Origin of the sequence: Vibrio sp. THAF190c (genome assembly GCF_009363355.1) — a bacterium.
Lineage (GTDB): Bacteria > Pseudomonadota > Gammaproteobacteria > Enterobacterales > Vibrionaceae > Vibrio > Vibrio fortis_A.
Genome location: NZ_CP045338.1, coordinates 1,113,099 through 1,134,306, shown reverse-complemented (window position 1 = coordinate 1,134,306; position 21,208 = coordinate 1,113,099). Strand labels below are relative to the sequence as shown.

Sequence of the window (21,208 nt, the reverse complement as noted above, 5' to 3'; positions counted from 1 at the left end):
ACTTCGTTTACATTTTTGCAAGGTAGTTAACATGTCTACTCGCTCTCGTAGCACTTCGCGCTCTAATGGCTCCTCTCGAAAAGGCGGCCAATTTAAACAAGGCAGCAAAACCACATCGCGTTCGAATAACAAAGGGAATGAGCGCCGTTCTTCTGCTACAAGCAAGAGTAATTCATCTAGTAAGCAGCGCTATAAACGTAAACCAAACACGGATAAACCAAAAGTCGCTCTTGAAGAGCGAAAAGTGATTCTATTCAATAAACCATTCGATACGCTGAGTCAGTTTACGGATGGTGAAGGTCGCAAAACCTTAGCAGACTTTATACCTGTGAAAGATGTGTATGCAGCTGGTCGTTTGGATCGCGATAGCGAAGGATTGATGGTGCTAACTAATGATGGTATCTACCAAGCTAAACTGACTCAACCTAACTCTAAATCGCCAAAAACCTATTGGGTACAAGTCGAAGGAGCTCCAACAGAGAACGATTTAGATAAATTGAGAAAGGGTGTAGAGCTCAAAGATGGTATGACGCTACCGGCCAAAGTTGAAATTATGCCCGAACCGAGCGTTTGGGAGCGTAATCCGCCAGTGCGATTTCGCGCAGCGATTCCGACTACATGGCTTGCTATTACGATCATCGAAGGTCGAAATCGTCAGGTACGTCGCATGACGGCTAACATCGGCTTCCCTACTCTTCGCCTGATTCGTTACTCGATGGGTGGAATGACCTTAGGTGATTTACAACCTGGAGAGTGGAAAGAGGTTTAGAGTAATAGTCATCTAGGTTATCCATTAACCAAAAAGAAAAAACAGCCGCACATTACGGCTATTTTTATATAAATTTACAACGATTCACTGCGCACAGACGTAAAAAAGCCAGTCATAAGACTGGCTTTTATCATTTCTAAGTATTGCTAATTAAGCAATGATTAGAAGCTGTAGAATGCAGCAGCGAATACGTAAGTCTCTTCGTCTTTAGAAGAATCGCCAGTGTCTACGTCTTGTAGGATATCGATACCCATGTCTACACGGTCGTTAAGAGTGTACATAGCAGCGATGTTTACGCGAGACATGTCTACGTCAGCAGTACCAGCAACTTGTGAATCAGTAGAAACAGCGTTGTAACCAGCAGCTAGAGTTAGTTGCTCAGTTACTGGGTAAGAACCAGATAGGTAGTAACCAGTTTCTGTTTTACCAGTGTTTGTAGAAGTTTCTAGATCGTTAACCCAGAAGTTCGCACCTAGAGTTGCAGCACCTAGATTTACGTTACCAGATAGAGAAACGATTTCTTCGTCTTCTTTACCGTTTTCACGAGTTTCGTAACCAGCGTATACGTTGAAAGTTTCTTGCTCAACACCGAAGTAGCCGTTGTAACCAGTTTCAGCTTTTTCACGGTCATCGTCAGTTTCGAAAGTAGAAACACCGTATGCAAATGCAGAAGCTTTACCTTCAAACTTGATTACGTTGAATGCGTCAGAAGTGTCGCCTGCAGAAGAACCAAACTCGTAAGTTGTGTCACCAGCGCCATCAACTTTATCAAGAGCAGTATCGTTTTCCCAACCGAAAGATACAAGACCGAAATCAGTCTCGTAACCTAGCCATGCTTTATCTACGTCAGTAGCTGGACCAGATTGGATTGGTTGCTTAGACTCGTCAGTGCTGTAGTTCATCTCTAGATCGATTTCTAGGTAACCACGTAGACGGTTGTTTTGGTAGATAGTTGCAACTGTTACAGCTGTTGCCCAGTCATCGTATAGAGCTTTGCTCTTAGTATCGTAGTAACCACCTACACCGATAGCACCAGAAACTGAGAACTGGTCTTTGTGCATTGGGTCGAATTCGAACTCTGGCTTAGAGTTTTGAGTATCAACGTTTGCGAATGCAGAAGTAGAAGCTGCTGCTACTACTAGAGCTAATAGAGTCTTTTTCATAATAAATCCACTGCCTTTTCTAAGAATGGGAGATCCTTGCCCGGTTCCCTTTTTATTTTTTGTGATGGTCATTACCACTCTTTGTTGGTTAATCACCGTCACTAAATTTCGAGGTCTAGATTGCAAAAGATTATCCTGCGTGTCAAATAAACTAAAAACAAACCTAAAAAAAACACAAATCAAACAAATTCAATCACTTACAATTTTTTTCATCATTTTACGAGACACTTCTCGAGCAGTTTGAGCAAAAATATAATAGACCTAAAAACAACCAACACAGACAAAAACACTAAAAAAAGCATACCAAAAGAGCAAACACCAGAACTAAACACTTAAAGTGGTATTTTTTTTGATATTTATATTTCGCACAATAAATAAAATCGCTAACTTCATGAAGGTTCAGTTTTTTTTTGTGAACAAGATCTACCTTTGATTCAAAAGCAACCTATTTCGTCGAAAATGAACAGGCTAGTGAAATGTGCTACTATCGCGGCTTCGTTACTTGGGTCACAGTATGCTAACCACTAAAATTCAAAACTCTATTCGCACCAGTTATCAAAACCTTCAATCACAGTTGGAAAACTTTGTACCTAGACGTGCACAAAACTACCTTGTTGCTGAAATAGCAAAGACACTTTGTGGCCAATACCATAAAAGTAATCGCATGATTGTGGCTGAAGCGGGTACCGGAATCGGAAAATCCCTCTCTTATTTAATGGCAACCATACCTGTGGCTGTTTTAAACAATCGAAAAATTGTGATCTCTACAGCTACCGTTGCTCTACAAGAACAACTGGTCAATAAAGACCTCCCTCTATATAGACGACTTACCGATAGAGAGTTTTCCTTTATATTGGCTAAAGGACGACAAAGGTATTGCTGTGCCGAAAAACTGGCTGTGGCATGTGGTGCTGACGGCGGTCAGATGGCTATGTTTGAATCAAAGCCAAAGAAGAAAGACATTGAGCAGCTGGAAACCATGTATCGAAGCCTGGCTCAGGGTAAATGGGATGGAGACCGCGACTCATGGCCTAAGCCGATTGACGATATGATTTGGCAGATGATCGTGAGTGACAAACACAGTTGTAACAACAGTATGCCCGCACACCGAGATTGTCCGTTCCAAAAAGCACGCTCTGAACTCGACAAAGCAGATGTCATTATCGCTAACCACAGCTTAGTGATGGCAGACGCAGACCTAGGTGGTGGCGTCATTCTACCTGAGCCAGAAAATAGCATTTATGTGTTCGACGAAGCACACCATCTGCCTCATGTAGCACGAGACCACTCTTCCGCAGCTGCAAGCTTAAAAGGTGCGGCGTCATGGTTAGAGCGCTTAAATCAATCAATCAGCAAGCTTTCAGGCCTAGCAGAAGAGAAACGAGTCTATCGGTTCAGAAATGAGCTGCAAGATTCTGTTCAGCAGCTTATTCCAACCCTTTCTCAACTGAGTAAGCGCTTCGATGCTACCCAATTTGAAGACGGCTTATATCGCTTTGAACACGGTGACCTTCCAGAATGGCTTGAAAGTGAATCAAAAGATCTAAAGCAGTTGAGTCAGAAAGCCAGCCAAGCCGTGGCAAAGATTGCTGACCTTATTGCAGAAAGAGTAAAAGATGGCGAGCTCTCAGCCAAACTTGCAGAACCCGCGCTAGCAGAAATCGGTTTCTATATACAGAGAACGGAAAACCTCGCACAAGTCTGGCGCTTAATGGCAGAGCCTAAACGCGATAAAGGTGCGCCATTGGCACGTTGGTTAGAGCTAAATAAAGAGAATGAAGACGATTTCATTGTTAATGTTTCGCCTTTAGAGGTCGGTTGGCAGCTAGACCAACAGATCTGGAGCCGCTGTGTCGGTGCAGTATTAGTTTCAGCTACCATGCGGGCGCTAAACTCATTCAGCTTTTTCTGTCATCAAGCAGGTATCAGTCAAAAGCCTGAGGATGGAGTGCAATTTCTAGCGTTAGCCTCGCCGTTTGATTATCAAAATCAAGCAGAGCTAGTCGTACCCGCAATGAAGTACGAACCTCAGGATCCGCAGTTTACAGAATATCTTATCGAAATTTTGCCTAACGTAATTGAAGACAACAAAGCTAACCTCGTTTTATTCTCTTCGTACTGGCAAATGAATCAGGTTGCTGAAGGTTTATCTACAGATTTCGTTAAAAAAGGCTGGGCCTTACAAGTACAAGGTGATACTTCCCGCTCAGAAATTCTAAAAAAACATAAAGCCCTGGTGGAAAAAGGAAAAACCAGTGTGCTTTTCGGTACAGGTAGCTTTTCTGAAGGCCTTGATTTGCCCGGTGAACTGTTAGAAAACCTAATCATCACCAAAATTCCATTTGGTGTTCCAACCTCACCGGTAGAGCAAGCTCACTCAGAATACATTGAGTCCAAAGGCGGTAATCCTTTTATGCAAATTACCGTACCTGAGGCGAGTAAAAAACTGATCCAATCTGTCGGCCGACTGCTGCGTAAAGAACGAGATTCTGGTAAAGTCACGATCCTTGATCGACGCATAGTCACAAAGCGCTATGGCAAGTCCTTATTAGACTCCCTACCGCCTTTTAAACGTACGATAAAATACTAACGAGTAGGGTTGTTGCGCGCTCCTGCTAAATTTTGCTTCAGTTTGCTCCCAGCAAATTGAAAAGCAACGCTGCTGATACAGCGTATAACGAGAATAATAGCTATCTATGGAAATGATTGAACCAACCATGTTGGTCATACTTGCACTGGTTGCCTTTGCTGCCGGTTTTATCGATGCCGTTGCCGGCGGCGGCGGTATGCTCACGGTGCCTGCTCTGCTGTCTTTGGGGTTACCACCGCACATTGCGCTAGGGACCAATAAGCTCGCTGCAACCTTTGCATCGTCAACAGCGGCTTTTACTTACTACAAGAAGAAACTGTTCAAGCCTCAATGTTGGATCAACGCATTTATTGCAACTTTAATTGGCGCAACTGTAGGTACATTAGTGGTTGACGCCATCAGTACCCAGTGGTTAGAAAAAGTCTTGCCGCTAGTAATATTAGCAGCCGCGATTTATACGATTTTCCATAAAACGCCGAATGCCAATCAGAATGTATCTCCCAAGCCCTGCCCTGTTCTCAAGAAGAAACAGATTGCTCAGGGTTTTACTCTAGGTTTCTATGATGGTGTTGCCGGCCCTGGAACTGGTGCATTTTGGACAGTGAGTTCAATGGCGCTATATCGCTTGAACATTTTGCTCGCGTCTGGTTTATCGAAAGCAATGAATTTCACCAGTAACTTCACCTCCCTGGTTACTTTTGCAATTCTAGGTCATATCGATTGGGTTCTCGGATTGACGATGGGCGTTTGTTTGATGGTTGGCGCGTTTGTTGGTGCTCACTCTGCTATACACTTTGGCGCCAAGTTTATCCGCCCGGTATTTGTTACCGTAGTGAGTGTGCTCGCTATCAAACTGGCTTATGAAGCTTGGTTTGTAAACCTGTAAAAAGTTTAGATGTAGAATGTCTCACTTTAAGCAACTCGGCAAAATTCTCGACACGTTGATCGGGCATTGTAAACAAGTAGATAGCGCTCGTGGCACATACCATCAACCGCTATTCGATAGTACCCTCTTTAAATCTAGAGCCAAGGTACTGATGCCTTACGCATTAGAAACACAATCCAACTATCAACGAATTCTCTCAGAACAAGCCAAAAACCAATTAACGGCAGCAAGAGCGGCTCACCTAACTGAAAAGTTAACTAACCAAGTTGCCGCTCTCCAAAGGGAACTCGCAAACTACGACCTACGTGACGATCGTAACCTGCATAAACCACATTCCACCAATCAACTCTATAATGACCTTGCTCAACACCAAGATTGGCAGCGACGTTTAACCGCTCTTGTTCAGCAAAAAAAGGCTGTACTTGATACGTGCCCTGCCTATCAAAAAGAGCAGGCAGAAAAAGCCTGGCAACTAGCAAGTGAACGGCTAGAGCGTTGCGAAGAGTCAATGAAGAAAATACACAGGCAAATAGATTTAGAGGTTCCAAATAGAGATGAGCACTGAACAAGCCCCATCACCACTTGATAGCGCACCAGATGAGATCAAACTAGCTGTCGATCTTATCTACCTTTTTGAAAGCAACGAGATCGACCCTAAGGTTGCTTTAGAGGCGATCAAGATCGTCGAAAAAGACCTTCAAGCTAAATTAGAACCTAGCACTTAGAACGAATATTACAGGATACACATGTACCAACTTAACTTCTCTATGGCCGAGTTTGTTGAACAATACTGGCATAAACAACCAACCATCATCAAAGGCGGTTTCAAAGATTTCGTTGACCCAATCAGCCCAGAAGAGCTGGCAGGGTTATCAATGGAAGAAGAAGTCGACTCACGCTTTATCTCTAACCAAGATAATAAGTGGTCAGCGGAACACGGTCCATTTAGCGAAGATAAGTTTGGTCAACTCCCACAAAGCCACTGGCAGCTTATCGTTCAAGCAGCAAACCATTGGCATCAGGGTGCGGCTCAACTGGCGGAGTCATTTAAACAGCTGCCAAACTGGTTGTTTGACGATCTAATGATCTGCTACTCGGCTGAGCATGGTGGCGTTGGTCCTCACATTGATCAATATGATGTTTTTATCGTTCAAGGTCACGGTAAGCGTCAGTGGAAAGTGGGCGCTAAAGATAAAGGACAATATAAAGAGAGCATTCAAGCATCTGCACTTCGCCAAATTGAAGGCTTTAATCCTATCATCGACCAAGTATTAGAGCCGGGTGACATTCTCTACATCCCACCGGGCTTCCCTCACGAAGGTACCACTTTGGAGCCTTCAATGAGTTACTCAATTGGTTACCGCTCACCCAAAGAGCAAGAGCTTATCAGTAATTTTGCTGACTTCGTGCTTGCGCATGATATGGGTGATACACATCTTCATGATCCTGAGTTCAAAACGCAAAACAACTTCGGTCAGATACGTCAGTCAGACCTTGCAAGCCTGACAAAAATGCTACATTCAGCGCTAGAGCAACCGAATACAGTAAGTGACTTTATGGGATGCCTACTGAGCCAGTCACGCCACCAGCTTGATATTGTGGCGCCAGAGCCATTGTGGAAAGCGGAAGAGGTATCTAATCATCTTGCAGCACAAGGTGAGATTTACAAAGTTTCAGGACTTAAAGCGCTTTACCATGAGACAGAGACTAATGTGGCGTATATCAATGGTGAAGTAATTAAAGTTGAAGAAGGTGATAGTGCACTATTAACGTCAATGTGCAATGAATCCATCATCTCTCCAGAGCAAACATTCAGCCCATCAGCTATTGCTCTTATTACAGACCTAGTAAATAAAGGCTATTGGTTTATCGAAGAGTAGTTTGAAGAACTCATAACAAAAGAAAAGGGACACGCAAATACGTGTCCCTTTGTTGTTCTAAAGCGATAAAAGCTTAAACCTTGAATTGATTCACTAGTGCTTGTTGCTGCTGAGATAAGGTATCAATCTGATTCCCTTGCTCTTCTGATTTCGAAGCCTGTTCAAGAATTTGTGCGCTTAGATCACGAATATTCACCACGCTTTGGTTCACTTCGCCAGAAACCGATTGTTGCTCTTCTGCTGCTCTTACAATCTGGTTATTCATATCGCTAATGGCCTCAATCGAAGTAAAGATTGAGCCTAAGTCCTCAACCGCATTCTGAACGTGTAGAGCCGTATCATTCGCTAGGATGTTACCCTCTTGAATCGCTTCAACGACATCCTGCGTTCCAGCTTGAACCTTATCAATAACTTGACGAATTTCGCCGACAGACGCTTGAGTGCGACTTGCGAGATTACGAACTTCATCCGCAACCACGGCAAAGCCTCTACCCTGTTCACCGGCACGAGCCGCTTCAATCGCCGCGTTTAGAGCCAACAAGTTTGTTTGTTCTGAGATACCTTCAATCACTCCCAAAATATCAGTGATGTTAGCGTTGTTCTTGGCAAGCTCTTCAACAATAGGTACTGCGCTCGACATACGCTCCACCAGCTTCCTCATTTCTCCAGCTGACAGCTCAATCACCTGCTGCCCTTGCTTAGCAGAAGAGTTAGCCTCACTTGCCGCACCTACCGCGACCTCCGCATTCTGAACAACTAGACTTGCAGTCTGCGTCATCTCTTCTGCTGCTGTTGCCACTAAATCGACTTCTTTAAACTGCGATTCACTGCTTTGGCGGGTGCTAGAAGCCGAAGCCTTCGCAGCGCTTGTGGTATTCGCGACTTGCTCCGACGTCGCAATCACTTCTTTGATCGTTGGCTGTAGCTTATCTAGGAATCGGTTAAAGCCTTGTGCTAACTGCCCAACTTCGTCTTGTGACTTAACATCAAGCCTTTGGGTTAAATCACCTTCACCAGATGCGATATCGTCTAACCTTTCAACCACTTGACGAATCGGCTTCACAATAGAAAGTGAAGCAAACGCAATGATCGCTAAGCCAATAACAATGAACAGACCACCAGCAATGAGTTCAGTTTTAATGCCTTCACTTAGCTTGTCACTAATAATCGCATCAAGCAGATTTGCATCCGCCACGACACTGTCGCGAGGGATCTCTAACAACACACCCCAAGTTTGATTCGCTGCAACAACTGGTGCAAAAGCAAGTAACCACTCACCGTTTTCGCTCCACTGTGTCATCGTCTCGCCACCAAACATAAAATCAGTGAGTTGGTCATTGCTTGTATGCTTACTTGCGAACTGAGAGCCAGTAGGAATTGACGTGTCATCTGCGGCAATCACAGAGCCATCTAAGCTCACGACATAGATAGCACCATTGCCATCAAACAACTCTGCATCTGACTCAGCAACAATATGAGTTAGAGCGTCAAGTCGAAGATCGATACCTAAAAAGCCAATTGGCGTATCATCAATCAGAATTGGTACAGAAATCGACGAAGTTAACAGCGACTGGCCACCGCTAGTCACAACCTTAGGTGTACTAATACATGTTTGACCACTCGATAGCGGACAATAGAAGCGTTCGCTGTTTGAGTTGTCGTTGAGAATCTGCTCGGAAAGAACATTTGACAGCACGTTCTCTCCATTGTCTGCCACTTTCCAATAGGGTGCAAAACGCCCCACTTCGTTAGAACCTACGTAATCTGCATCTACATAGTTTCCGTCTTCACCATCAAGCATTTCAGGGCGAAATACCAAGTAAGCACCAAGGATTGAGTCAAAGTCTAAGACTGAACGACGAATCATCTCATCTAATGCAGTGCGTAGCTCTTCGCTTGGCGTGAAGTTCTCTTCAGCATTAGTCTTTAGGAATTTAGCACTCGCGGCTAGCATTTCAGCTCGATAGATGGCTTCATCTACATAGCGTTGGGTTTCCTGTGCATTTAACTGCGAAACCGATGCCAATAACTGCTCTGTTTTGTTAATAACAGAATCTGAACTTTGAGACTTGATCACCTGCTGATTGCTTGAAGCGTTGTAGATCGAGAAACCAATAAGAGAGAGTGAAGTGATAAGTAAACAACACCCTGCCAAGAGGGTGATTTTCCACTGTACTGAAAGTGAGCGCATTGAATATCCTTATTTAAGCCAAAAGACTTCCGTGGACCTAAAAACATACCGATAGCAAAAATGCAATTCTACTTATGTCTGTTAGACGAATAGCTTAGCCGACAATTACAGCACAAATCGGTCACATATAAAACGAAAGTTTATATAAATGTTAATAAATCGTATCTTTCCATTTTTAAATACTGATTTCCAGTCGCTTTTGTCTTGTCATGCTTAGTCAATTAATTGAATTTAGAGCACTCAACTAACGATGTTCATCACTTAGATAAATGATTGAACTCACACTATTAATAAGAGTCTTGCTTTGTCAAAGAGATAGTTTAATGAAGCCCACTTCCATATTTCACATCCTAAAACCCAGCAGTTTCGGATTATATTTTCTAATCTATATTATAGATTTTTATCTTGATCAAGTTCACATTTTTTGATTGCTAATTCGGCAGTCAAACTCTAATATCTCGCGCCTAGATTCCCTAAATACTTTATTCAGTTGGTTCTCCTTCATGGAGCGCTAAGGCTTTTTACGTTTTTAATTTTTGGAGAGATACGCAAATGTCCGCCTCGTTTCCATTAGCGAAACTTACCTTTTTAATCGCTATTCTGACAGCCGTAGGTCAAATGACTCAAACGATGTACGTGCCTTCTATTGGTCATATGGCAGGTGAGTTCTTGGTTTCTGCGTCTTCACTTCAAGCAGTGATGGCGTGTTACCTGATCCCTTATGGTTTGTCGCAATTTGTTTACGGTCCGCTTTCAGATCGCCTCGGTCGTAAGCCTATCATCGTTGCTGGCTTAGTCATCTACATCCTAGGTACCTTGGTAGCCTTATTCGCTCATGAATACGAATGGTTCTTGGCGGGTAGCTTTATTCAAGGACTGGGCATTGGTTGTGGAGGTGCGATGTCTCGTACATTGACTCGCGACTGTTTTGAGGGCGCTGAGTTGCACCGTGCGAACAGCTTAATCAGCATGTGTGTAATTTTCTCCCCATTGATGGCACCTGTACTCGGTGGTTACCTAACGGAAGCTTTCGGCTGGCGTTCTAGCTACTTGTTTTTAGCGCTGTTTGGTATCGCTGTGGTGATCACCATGATGACGAGCATGATGGAGACATTGCCAAAAGAGCGACGCAAACATGAATCGGTAGTCAACAGCTACAAATTCGTTCTGTCTGACAAACGCTTCCAAGGTTTCTTACTAGTACTGGTGGCAACATTTGCGGGCGTAGCAGTGTTCGAGGCAGCAGCTGGTGTATTACTTGGCGGTGTACTTGGCTTGCCTGCAACCACCGTGAGTTTGCTATTTGTATTGCCGATTCCAGGTTACCTAGTGGGTGCAGGCCTATCAAGTTACATCGCGCAACGTCGTTCTGAACGCCGCGCGTTGAATGTTGGCTTAGTATCGATCTTGGTTGGCTCAGCTGTGGTGCTTATCCCAGGTCTTTTTGGTCAAACAACCGCATTAACCTTAATTGGCGGTGCAACCATTTACTTCTTGGGCGCGGGTATCTTATTCCCGGCAGCAACAACGGGAGCACTTTCGCCATTCCCATACCACGCTGGTACGGGTGGCGCGATCTTAGGTGGTATGCAGAACCTAGGTGCCGGTATTGCAACGCTATTGGCATCGTTCTTCCCGGCTCAAGATCAACTACCACTTGGCGTCTTGATGATTACCATGTCACTTATCGCCATGCTTGGTTTGCGTTGGGTTAATCGTAAGCCTGATCACTCAAACGAAATGCCATTGGCTATCTAAAGTAAAACGCAAATTTTGCCTCACAAATAGAGGGACATGCCGAAAGGCGTGTCCCTTTTTTGTTACCCGTTTACCCTCGCCTGATGTCTTCCATCAATTTAATCAAACATTACTTTGATTTTTTAAAAACAATAACAGACACTTACGTTCAAAGTGTATATCAAGAATCCAATTGCAAAATATTATTATCGAAAGAACAACATCTTACCGATAACCCCGATTAGAAATGGATACTGGCATTACAACGAGTCAGGTGCACAAAAAGGATATACAGATGCGTTTCGCTTTAACCACATTAGCCGTATCGGCGGTGCTTGTCGCCGGATGCAGCAATCAAGGAATAACAACCATGAACCACCACTCTCCATCGCAACTCGTCGCTCACCAAACCCAAGCTCCCGTTGCTAAGAAAGTCCCTCATTCAATGACGACTCATGGTGACACACGAATTGATGATTACTATTGGATGCGTGATGACGAACGCCAAGACCCAGAGATCTTGCAGCACCTCGAGCAAGAGAACCAGTATGCCGAGACTGTGCTGAAACACACAGAAGCATCTCAAGAACAATTATTTGAAGAGATCAAAAGCCGAATCGCGAAAGACGACAATTCGGTACCGGTTCGTAAAGGTAGCTATTACTACTCAAATAAAGTCACAGGTAACAACGAATACCCAGTTCATTTACGCGAAAAACACTTTTTAGGAATAGACAAACAAGTCATCTTAGACGTTAACGAACTCGCCAAAGAGCATGAATTCTTCAGCATTGGTGGCCTATCAGTCAGCCCGAACGAAAATATGCTGGCCTATGGCGAAGATACACTGAGCCGTCGTATTTACACCATTAAGGTTAAAGACCTCACGACAGGTGAGTACCTAAACGATGAAATTGAAGGGGCTTCGAGCGCTATTGCGTGGCAAAACGACAACCAAGCCTTCTACTACATCAAGAAAGATCCACAAACTCTACTTGGTTATCAAGTTTACCGCCACGTATTGGGTACACCTCAAACAAGCGATGAGCTGATCTACGAAGAAGAAGACAGCGCTTACTACACCAGCATCAGTAAAAGTAAAGATGGCGATCAGGTATACATTTGGCACTCCAGTACTGAAACCAGTGGTGTTTCAATTATTGATGCCAACAATCCAAATGCAAAAGCCGAAGCTTTCTACCCAAGAGAAACTGGCATTGAGTACAGCATTGCCAAGCTAGAGGATTGGTATTACATCTACACCAACTACCAAGCGGTCAACTTCCGCTTGATGAAAGCCACGTCCGAAGGCATACATGACCGTTCAAAATGGGTTGATGTCATTCCAGCTGACGACAACGTACAGCTTGTCGATTTTGAGCTGTTTAATGATCATCTGGTTTACGAACAGCGTTCAAATGGATTGTCTACAGTGAAGGTTCGTCAACTCTCTACAGGGAAAGAGTTTCCACTTGAGTTCAACGACACCGCTTTTGCTGCGTACCTAACAAGTAACTATGAGTTAGATAACTCAAAAGTTCGAATCTATTACAGCAGCCTAACGACTCCAGGCACTTACTATGATTTCGACCTCAATACAGGTGAGGCCGAAATCATGAAACAAACGCCGGTATTAGGTGATTTCGACGCAGATAATTACCAATCAGAGCGAATCATGATAACGGCTCGCGATGGTAAGCAAGTACCTGTCTCTTTGGTTTATCGCAAAGATCTATTCAAGAAAGACGGCACTAACCCAATTTACCAATACGGCTATGGTTCTTATGGCTCAACCATAGAACCGACCTTCAGTTCAGTTCGCCTCAGCCTGCTTGATCGAGGCTTCGTTTATGCCATCGCACATATTCGTGGTTCAGAGATGTTGGGACGCCCGTGGTATGAAGATGGTAAAAAACTGACTAAACAAAACACGTTCAATGACTTCATCGATGTCACCAAAGGCCTAGTTGAAGAAGGTTATGGCGCGAAAGATAAAGTGTTCGCAGTAGGCGGTTCGGCTGGCGGCCTGTTGATGGGAGCAATCATCAACCAAGCGCCGGAGTTGTATCGAGGCATCGGCGCTCATGTTCCATTTGTTGATGTAGTAACGACCATGCTTGATGAGTCGATTCCTCTAACGACCAACGAGTACGACGAATGGGGAAACCCTAACAATAAAACCTACTACGATTACATGTTGAGTTACTCGCCATACGACAACGTGAAGGCTCAGAACTACCCGAATATGCTGGTGACGACAGGCTTGCATGACTCACAAGTACAGTACTTTGAACCTATGAAATGGGTAGCGAAGCTGCGCGAGATGAAAACAGACAACAACGTACTTGTGTTCAAAACCGACATGGAAGCAGGTCACGGTGGTGCATCAGGGCGATTTAAACGATTGAAAGAAGACGCGCTGGAATACGCGTTCTTTTTAGATTTACTCAAGACTCAATAGATTCAACGTAAACGTAAGTCGTCACGTCATTTTATGTCGCCATTTTGTCTCTACAAATGGCGACATACATTATTAAGCATGGTTAAATACGATTAACTATGAAACTCACCAAATCAAATAGTCTTTGCTGCACTATAGGTAAAGGTTTACGAGAGGTATAAAAATAAATGAAAGTAATTAGCTTCAACATCAATGGCCTAAGAGCCCGCCTTCATCAACTACAAGCGGTTATCGATAAGCACCAACCTGATGTTATTGGCCTACAAGAGATCAAAGTTCATGACGAAGCATTTCCTCTCGCTGACGTTGAAGCTATGGGCTATAAGGTTTACTTCCACGGCCAAAAAGCACACTACGGTGTTGCGATGCTGTGTAAGCAAGAGCCTATCTCTGTACAGAAGGGTTTCCCAACAGACAATGAAGAACATCAAAAACGTATGATCATGGCGACGTTTGAAGATGAGAATGGCGAAAAGACAACCGTACTTAATGGTTACTTCCCACAAGGGGACAACATTAATCACGAGACTAAGTTCCCATACAAACGCCAGTTCTACAAAGACCTAATGACTTACCTAAACGATCACCACAGCAATGACGAACAGATTGTTGTTATGGGTGATATCAACATCAGCCCAATTGATGCAGATATTGGTATCGGTGAGCCAAACGCTAAACGTTGGCTAAAAACAGGTAAATGTTCATTCCAACCAGAAGAGCGTCAATGGTTGAAAACATTATTAGATTGGGGATTTGTTGATACTTTCCGCCAGCTTCACCCTGATGTGACTGACCAATATTCGTGGTTTGATTACCGCTCAAAAGGTTTTGTAGACAACCGCGGCCTGCGAATTGATGTGGTTCTAGCAACCCCGAAACTTGCTGAGAAGTGTACTGAAGCAGGTATCGATTACGAACTGCGTGGTATCGAAAAGCCGTCTGATCACGCGCCTATTTGGTCAACATTTAAGTAAGATAATCCTATAAATCCGCATAAGTTTTATTTGGCTTATGCGGATTTTTGTACTTTACTTGGGTGATAATTAAAAACATCTAAATCAACCTCGTTTATTGGCACAACCGTTGTAATCGCGACTAACCATAAACAAGGAGCGTTGAAAATGGATGTGAAGCCTTGGAGTAGCATCAACCCTATAAGTTTAAAAAACTTGTTACCGATGACGATTGTCAGCGGCGCAATCAGCGTGCTGATGCTTGTTGTTCCTCTCTTCAGTTTACAGGTCTTTGACCGAGTACTTTCCAGCCAAAGTTTAGACACACTATTACTTCTTGCCGGCATTGCCGTTTTCCTTCTCACGACTCAAGCTCTGCTTGATGCCTCAAGAGCCAAGTACGCCCAAAAAAAAGCGGTGCAGTTTGAGTTCTTCGCCTCAAAACAATTATTCGAACAGTGCACTCTATCTCCTACCATGAAAGAGAAGAACCTGTTCAACGACATTAACGAAGTAAAGAGCTTGCTAGCTTCACCCTCGTACTTTGTTATGTTTGATCTCCCCTTCACACCTATCTTTCTCATCATAATGTTTGCAATTCACCCGAGTATCGGCTTTGTCGGTATGGCCGCTGTTATATTCATCTTGCTGACAACTCTAGTCTCACACTGGATTAAGTCGAAACATTTCAATGCCACCTATTTAAGTCAGCTAGCAACACAAAGAAAGAATGATGAGTGTTTTCAAAAGCACGACACTATTTTCAGTCAACACCAACAACAAGGCTTGGCTAGCGCCTATCAAGACGTTGTCGCAGAAAAAGCTTGGGCTAGACATAACTTAGACCAATCAACCTGTTCGCTCAGCGCTTTTTCCCGTTACTTAAGAATGGTATTGCAGCTCGTGATTATGGCCGTGGGTGCGAGTTTAGTGATCCAGAATGCGATGTCCGCAGGGGGGATGATTGCCGGGTCAATTCTTATGGCTAGAGCACTCCAACCCATTGAAATGCTATCAGGTGGGATTCAAGCTTGGAGAACAGGGTTGGATGCAAACCAAAGGCTTAAAAAGGAGTTTGTTTCCCATAAGAAGCAGCAAGAACGCACTGAGCTCGAAGAGATAAAAGGCGACCTTAAAATTAATAACGTCACTTGGTTTGCCACTGAACAAAGCACATCTCCAACCTTGCAAAACATTAAGTTCACGTTAGAACAAGGCAACAGAGTCGCTCTTATCGGCCCAAGCGGTTCAGGCAAATCAACCTTGTGTAAAATGATAACTAAAATGGTTTTGCCAACCAAAGGGGGCGTTACCCTCGATGGGCTAAACGTAGAACACTGGAATTCCACTCAGTTTAAACATACCGTCGGTTACCTACCGCAGCACATTCAATTCTTAAACGGGACAGTAAAACAAAATATCGCCCGATTTGACGACCATGTAACAGACAGTCAAATTGTACGAGCGGCGATTAGAGCTGGGATTCATGATGCCATTACTGCCCTCCCCAATGGTTACGAAACACCGATCGGCAGCTTTGGTCACCAACTCTCAGGCGGCCAGGCACAGAAACTGGCATTAGCAAGATCCATTGTGCTATCACCCAAACTGCTCGTACTGGACGAGCCCGACTCCTACCTAGACCAAGAGGGCGAAGAGTACCTCATCTCATTGCTAGAGTTAGCAAAAAAACAAACCATGTCGGTTGTGATGGTGACTCATAATCCAAGCCTACTACGTCATGTGGATTGGGTTGTTGAAATCAAAAACGGACAGATTACACGAGCAGGTCAAGCAGATAAGGTTATTCGCTCACTATTTAATGTCGCCTCTAAGGAGGTTTCTAATGGCTAATCTCAATTATAATAATAAGGGCCTTCATTTTGACGACGGGAGAAAAGTCATGTTCTCCACACTAAAAACGCAGCTCTTCATTTGGACAGTTCTCATCGTCAGTTTAGGCGGCTTTGGCGCATGGGCTTATCTCGCTCCACTCTCATCAGCAGCCATTGCCCCTGGAGTCATTATTGTTGAATCAAAACGTAAGCCGATACAACATTTAGAAGGGGGAATCGTTCAGCAGGTTCACGTTTCAGATGGTGACTTGGTCATCAAGGGTCAACCGCTTATCACGTTGAGCCCAACTAAGGCTCAAGCTTCTTTATTAAGACTACGCGCACAATGGCAAAGCGACTTAGCACGCCTTAATCGTCTGCAATCCGAGCTTGCCAATCACCCTGAAATCCAATTCGACATGCGCTTGCTCTCGCTCGGTTCTGACCCAAATGTCGCCAGCTTACTCAAAACGCAAAACAACTTATTCGCAAAAAGACAGTCCTTAAAATCCGGCGAATCGGAAGTCTTAGAACAGAAAGTTGAACAATCAAAGCTCGACCTGCAAGGTTTTCAACAGCGTTATTATGCCGGTACTCGCAGCCTGAAGTATTTAGAAGAACAAGTGCAGATGCATCAAAAGCTACTGCTTTCGGGTAACACCTCCAAATCGCGTTTGCTTGATCTGCAACGAGAACGATCACAACTGCAAGGCGATGTTGCCGATTTAAAAGCAAAAATTGGGCATTCAAAGCGCACAATCGCCGAAGCAAAACTTGAGTTGATAAATGCTGATTACACTTACGCGAAAACCTTGGGCGAAGAGATCCAAGACTTAGAACGTAAACTCAATGAAACTCGTGAAGCCATGGTAAATGCGCAAGACGTCTTAACTCGCGTCGAGATTGTCGCCCCACAAAGCGGCGTGGTGGTTGGGCTTAATATCGTCTCTGAGAATGCCATTGTACCACCCGGCGAAACGCTGATGGAGCTTGTCCCTCAGGAAGATGAACTTATCGTCGAAGCTTTGGTAAAACCTGAGGACATCGAAGCGCTGCGAGTTGGGTTAGACACCCAAGTCAGGCTCACTGCCTACAGTTTTCGAAAAACGCCACCAATCAATGGCAAACTCATTCATATTTCCGCTGACCGCATTAGCGATCAAGCGACCGGTTCTTCCGCCTATTTAGCTCGTGTCTCATTAAACAAGGCCGAGTTAAAAGCGTTAGAAAGTATCTCGTTGTACCCGGGCATGCCCGCCGAGGTGATGATCCTTTTGGAACAGCAAACACCTCTTGAGTACCTGCTCAACCCATTATCAGTGAGTGCCTATAAAGCAATGAGAGAAATTTAAACCCAAGAAAGAAGATAAAGCCAAACCTACTGCGAGGTGGGGACGGAAAGCAACAGATCTCTTTATGAGATGGCTGTGCTGCCTCTTATATCTACACGATATATTAGAGGACAATAGCAATGGCTATTCAATTAACGAACAATGTGACAGGGACGTCTGCAGAAGAAACAAATACCAACAAGGTAGCGGTCCCTAACCGAGACCAATCACAAAATGATGTTCAAGAGCCCATAATTTTAGGTAGCGATGGTTTAGACGCCATACGTGCAGGTAAAGGTAATGACATCGTCGCTGGCTTTGGTGGTGACGACTTTATTGCCTCAGGTCGAGGCTCTGATGTCGTCTATGCCGGAGACGGCAATGATGTGGTTGAATCTTGGAACCACTCCATAAATGCCAAAGATGAGGCCGGTGAACTCAGTCTGCCGGAAGCAATGAGAACTAAAGATGTAGGGATCATAGATTGCGTTGATGATGTCATCATTGCTGGGGCAGGCAATGACTACGTAGAAGGCGGTGGTAACAATGACGCCATCTACGGTGACCGCGGCGGACACACCTTCGGTGAAAACCTGATTACTAATGGTACATTCAATGTCACAGAGACTGACGCTAAAGCTGGGGGACCCGGTTTAGATGGTAGCTGGGGGACTTACGCTACCATAGAAGGTTGGGAAGCTGACAACGATAATAACGGTGTCGACGATTCTCCAGAAGGCTTGATGGAAATCCAATTTGTGCGTGTCGGGGGGGCTCCTACAGGCGAACATCCAACTGATGACGGTGATAGCGAAGGGGAATCAACACCTAGTAACGTACTGGAACTTGATTCACACAATCATGCCGGTATCGGCAGTGACCAAACCAACACCACCGCTTCCACCAGCTTTACCGTTTCTCCTGACGCACTTGGCCGTGGCGGCACTTTCCAACTCACTTTCGATTATGCCAACCGTCACCGAGGTGAGGAAACCAATACCAGTCCATTCCAAGTTCTGATTGATGGCGAAGTGGTCGCAGAATATCAAAACGACGGTACAGGCCTCGATCATAAATGGTACGACGCCAAACTCAATCTAGACTTAGAAGCCGGTGAACACACGCTATCGTTTAGAGCCATTGACAATGAGCAAACCGAGGATACCTACGGTGCTTTGATTGCCAACGTCGAGTTGTATCAATACGAAGCCAATGACTTCCTAGTTGGTGATGGTACACCAAGAGATACCGATGGTAACTGGGATCAACACTCAGAGGCTGGTGATGATTTGATTCGTGGTGGCAAAGGCGACGACATCATTATTGGTGATAGCTTTAACCCACTCTATTACGATGAAGACCAAAGTGCATTCTTCCTCGACTTCGACAATACCTACAGCGACGAAGAAGACAATTCAGTAACTCTGAGCTCAACGGACAATCTCTCAGGTTACGGGCCTGATGGAGAACCTGCGATTGTATCTGTCACCACGGGCGGTAATGTCAAAGCGGGGGGAACTGGGTATGGAGTAACTGGCGTGCCCGAAAGTGGTGTTAATGCTCAAATCGGCCTCTCTTATGATGATAACGGCGATGTTATCGGTTCTGAAATGCTCTCCGTATCTTTAGACGAGCACACCATGGCCGCTAAAGTCGGAATATCTAACCTCTATCTCAATGAAGGTGGTAGCGGCATTCACGAAACCGGCCATTGGGCGGCTTATCGCGAAGGGTTGTTGGTTGCAGAAGGAGATTTTACCGCTAACGATTTAGTTCAAGATGATGGTGTAACTTCTAGTACATCCAATAATAACGGCTACTTGATTATTTCACCCATTGATACCGGCTTCAAAGCCTTTGACGAACTGCAATTTACCGCAATTGGTGAAGTGTTTGACAAAAACGGCAACCAAGTCGCCGACGATTCTAGTGACTTCTATGTGACCTCTGTTGACTCGCTTGAACTCTCTGGAGAAGGTACTGATTACCTAGTCGGTGGGCACGGGAATGATGTCATCCTTGGCGGTCACAACAGTAACAGCACCCCTACCCTGAATGACAACGGGACATACTCTCTGTCTAACTTTTCAGGCACCTTGTCGATTACCCTAGAGAGCTCAGAAGCCGGCTTTAATAACTCTTATGGCTACTACACCATAGATGACAAAGGTGAGGTATCAATTGATGTCGTATGGGGTAATGTGCATGACGCCTTGGACAATGCCGAAGACGGCAAGCCTAGCTTTGACCTATCCATCGGTCACTGTATAGAAACCCTTGGCTTCTTCATTATTCCCGATGGTGGAGATAAGGGCGTAACCAATGACAGTGAGCTAAATTTCAATATCGCAGATCTTGAGAGCAACTCTTCAGTCAACACTACCTCTGATACCAACGCAAATATAACCGTTGTTGCCGGCAATAACTTATTGTCTGTTGTGTTTGATTCATTAGATGACGCCCCAAATCAATACAGCGGAAACCCAGGTGAAGGTAATCAGCATTTCAATGACAATCCAAATAGTGGCGATAGTGACTTCGATGACGTTGTAACCACTGTCGGTCTAGAAGCTGATAAAGAGACCCTACGCGGCGGTAAAGGCGACGACTGGCTGGATGGCGGTGCTGACAACGACCTCATCCAAGGCGGTAAGGGCGATGATAGCGTCATCGGTGGCAGCGGCGATGACATGCTCCGTGGCGGCAAAGGGGATGATATTGTCCTTGGCGGTAGCGGAGACGACACACTTAACGGTGGTCATGGCGACGATCACTTAAATGGTGGTTCTGGTGATGATGTGCTGAAAGGCGGTAAAGGTGATGATGTTCTAGACGGCGGCGAAGGCAGTGATGTCATCAAAGCAGGTAAAGGCAACGACACTGTTGTCTATGATGCGGCTGACTCTGTCATCCATGGTGGCAAAGGGTTTGATGTCTTAAAGGCAGATAATCAAGGCCCAGTTGATATAGACATGTCCAAAGGCGAATCAATCAACGGTTTCGAAGCGGTGATTGGTAGTGATGATGTCAGCGATAAAGTTACCCTATCGTTGGGCAAAACCTTTAATCAGAACTTTGATCTGGATGGAAACAGATCGAAAAACGGGGATAGCGATACTTATATCGACTCATCACCAGATTTCGAGATCGCCTCTGGAACCAACCATGTAGCTGAGTTTTTTGCTTTAGGTATTGAGGAAATAGACATACAAGATTTTCAGGGATTTAGCTTTATGTCGTCAGGTACTGTAACTCTTGAAGAAGAAATGCGAGACAAACTAGGTCTTGATGGAACAGAAGTTATCACTGCTTATAGCTTTACTAAAGGAGACAAGGAAGTAGTTATTTATACAGATGCTCTTCTAAATGAGAACTTCGACCCTATGGTTTAGCTTTATAGCGAACTGAAACC

At 44.6% G+C, this 21,208-nt stretch carries 14 protein-coding genes and 1 riboswitch; of the genes, 12 read left to right on the top strand and 2 right to left on the bottom strand.

Annotated features, from left to right (window positions below; genetic code table 11):
* Positions 1-31: 31 nt before the first annotated feature.
* On the top strand, positions 32-769 hold the full coding sequence (locus FIV04_RS05190; RefSeq protein WP_152468455.1) for a pseudouridine synthase: 738 nt from the start codon (positions 32-34) through the stop codon (positions 767-769).
* 161 nt (positions 770-930) lie between these two features.
* On the opposite strand, the gene FIV04_RS05185 is transcribed toward FIV04_RS05190, so the two are convergent.
* On the bottom strand, positions 931-1,932 hold the full coding sequence (locus tag FIV04_RS05185) for a porin (RefSeq protein ID WP_152468454.1): 1,002 nt from the start codon (positions 1,930-1,932) through the stop codon (positions 931-933).
* A gap of 514 nt (positions 1,933-2,446) precedes the next feature.
* On the opposite strand from FIV04_RS05185, the gene dinG reads away from it, so the two are divergent.
* From dinG to FIV04_RS05160, 5 genes are all read left to right on the top strand, one after another.
* Positions 2,447-4,522: an ATP-dependent DNA helicase DinG gene (gene dinG / locus FIV04_RS05180; RefSeq protein WP_152468453.1), complete on the top strand. Its 2,076-nt coding sequence runs from the start codon at positions 2,447-2,449 to the stop codon at positions 4,520-4,522.
* Between the two features lie 106 nt (positions 4,523-4,628).
* Complete coding sequence (locus FIV04_RS05175; protein ID WP_152468452.1) at positions 4,629-5,408, top strand: TSUP family transporter; 780 nt, start codon at positions 4,629-4,631, stop codon at positions 5,406-5,408.
* Positions 5,409-5,424: 16 nt separating this feature from the next.
* Positions 5,425-5,973, top strand: a complete 549-nt coding sequence (locus FIV04_RS05170) for a primosomal replication protein (RefSeq protein WP_152468451.1) — start codon at positions 5,425-5,427, stop codon at positions 5,971-5,973.
* Complete coding sequence (gene rsmS / locus FIV04_RS05165) at positions 5,963-6,133, top strand: pleiotropic regulatory protein RsmS (protein ID WP_032549465.1); 171 nt, start codon at positions 5,963-5,965, stop codon at positions 6,131-6,133. Before FIV04_RS05170 ends, rsmS begins: the two co-directional genes overlap by 11 nt.
* Before the next feature lie 21 nt (positions 6,134-6,154).
* A complete protein-coding gene (locus FIV04_RS05160) occupies positions 6,155-7,288 on the top strand; it encodes a cupin domain-containing protein (protein ID WP_152468450.1) in 1,134 nt (377 codons plus the stop codon).
* Between the two features lie 73 nt (positions 7,289-7,361).
* On the opposite strand, the gene FIV04_RS05155 is transcribed toward FIV04_RS05160, so the two are convergent.
* The gene (locus tag FIV04_RS05155; RefSeq protein WP_152468449.1) at positions 7,362-9,479 is read right to left on the bottom strand and encodes a methyl-accepting chemotaxis protein; all 2,118 of its coding nucleotides are present in this window, start codon (positions 9,477-9,479) and stop codon (positions 7,362-7,364) included.
* A gap of 477 nt (positions 9,480-9,956) precedes the next feature.
* Here FIV04_RS05155 and emrD point away from each other — a divergent pair, with 477 nt between their 5' ends.
* The 6 genes from emrD to FIV04_RS05125 all read left to right on the top strand — a co-directional run bounded on the left by emrD (position 9,957) and on the right by FIV04_RS05125 (position 21,188).
* On the top strand, positions 9,957-11,237 hold the full coding sequence (emrD, locus tag FIV04_RS05150) for a multidrug efflux MFS transporter EmrD (RefSeq protein ID WP_152468448.1): 1,281 nt from the start codon (positions 9,957-9,959) through the stop codon (positions 11,235-11,237).
* Positions 11,238-11,586: 349 nt separating this feature from the next.
* Complete coding sequence (locus FIV04_RS05145; RefSeq protein WP_172974263.1) at positions 11,587-13,677, top strand: S9 family peptidase; 2,091 nt, start codon at positions 11,587-11,589, stop codon at positions 13,675-13,677.
* A 167-nt stretch (positions 13,678-13,844) separates the two neighbouring features.
* Complete coding sequence (gene xthA, locus FIV04_RS05140) at positions 13,845-14,651, top strand: exodeoxyribonuclease III (RefSeq protein WP_152468446.1); 807 nt, start codon at positions 13,845-13,847, stop codon at positions 14,649-14,651.
* Positions 14,652-14,798: 147 nt separating this feature from the next.
* Positions 14,799-16,484, top strand: coding sequence for a type I secretion system permease/ATPase (locus tag FIV04_RS05135; RefSeq protein WP_152468445.1), 1,686 nt, complete (start codon positions 14,799-14,801; stop codon positions 16,482-16,484).
* Positions 16,477-17,817, top strand: coding sequence for an HlyD family type I secretion periplasmic adaptor subunit (locus tag FIV04_RS05130; protein ID WP_152468444.1), 1,341 nt, complete (start codon positions 16,477-16,479; stop codon positions 17,815-17,817). The genes FIV04_RS05135 and FIV04_RS05130 overlap by 8 nt, the downstream gene beginning before the upstream one ends.
* Positions 17,818-17,826: 9 nt before the next feature.
* A riboswitch (cyclic di-GMP riboswitch) is annotated at positions 17,827-17,903 on the top strand.
* A 33-nt stretch (positions 17,904-17,936) separates the two neighbouring features.
* The gene (locus FIV04_RS05125) at positions 17,937-21,188 is read left to right on the top strand and encodes a calcium-binding protein (protein WP_152468443.1); all 3,252 of its coding nucleotides are present in this window, start codon (positions 17,937-17,939) and stop codon (positions 21,186-21,188) included.
* Positions 21,189-21,208 lie beyond the last annotated feature (20 nt).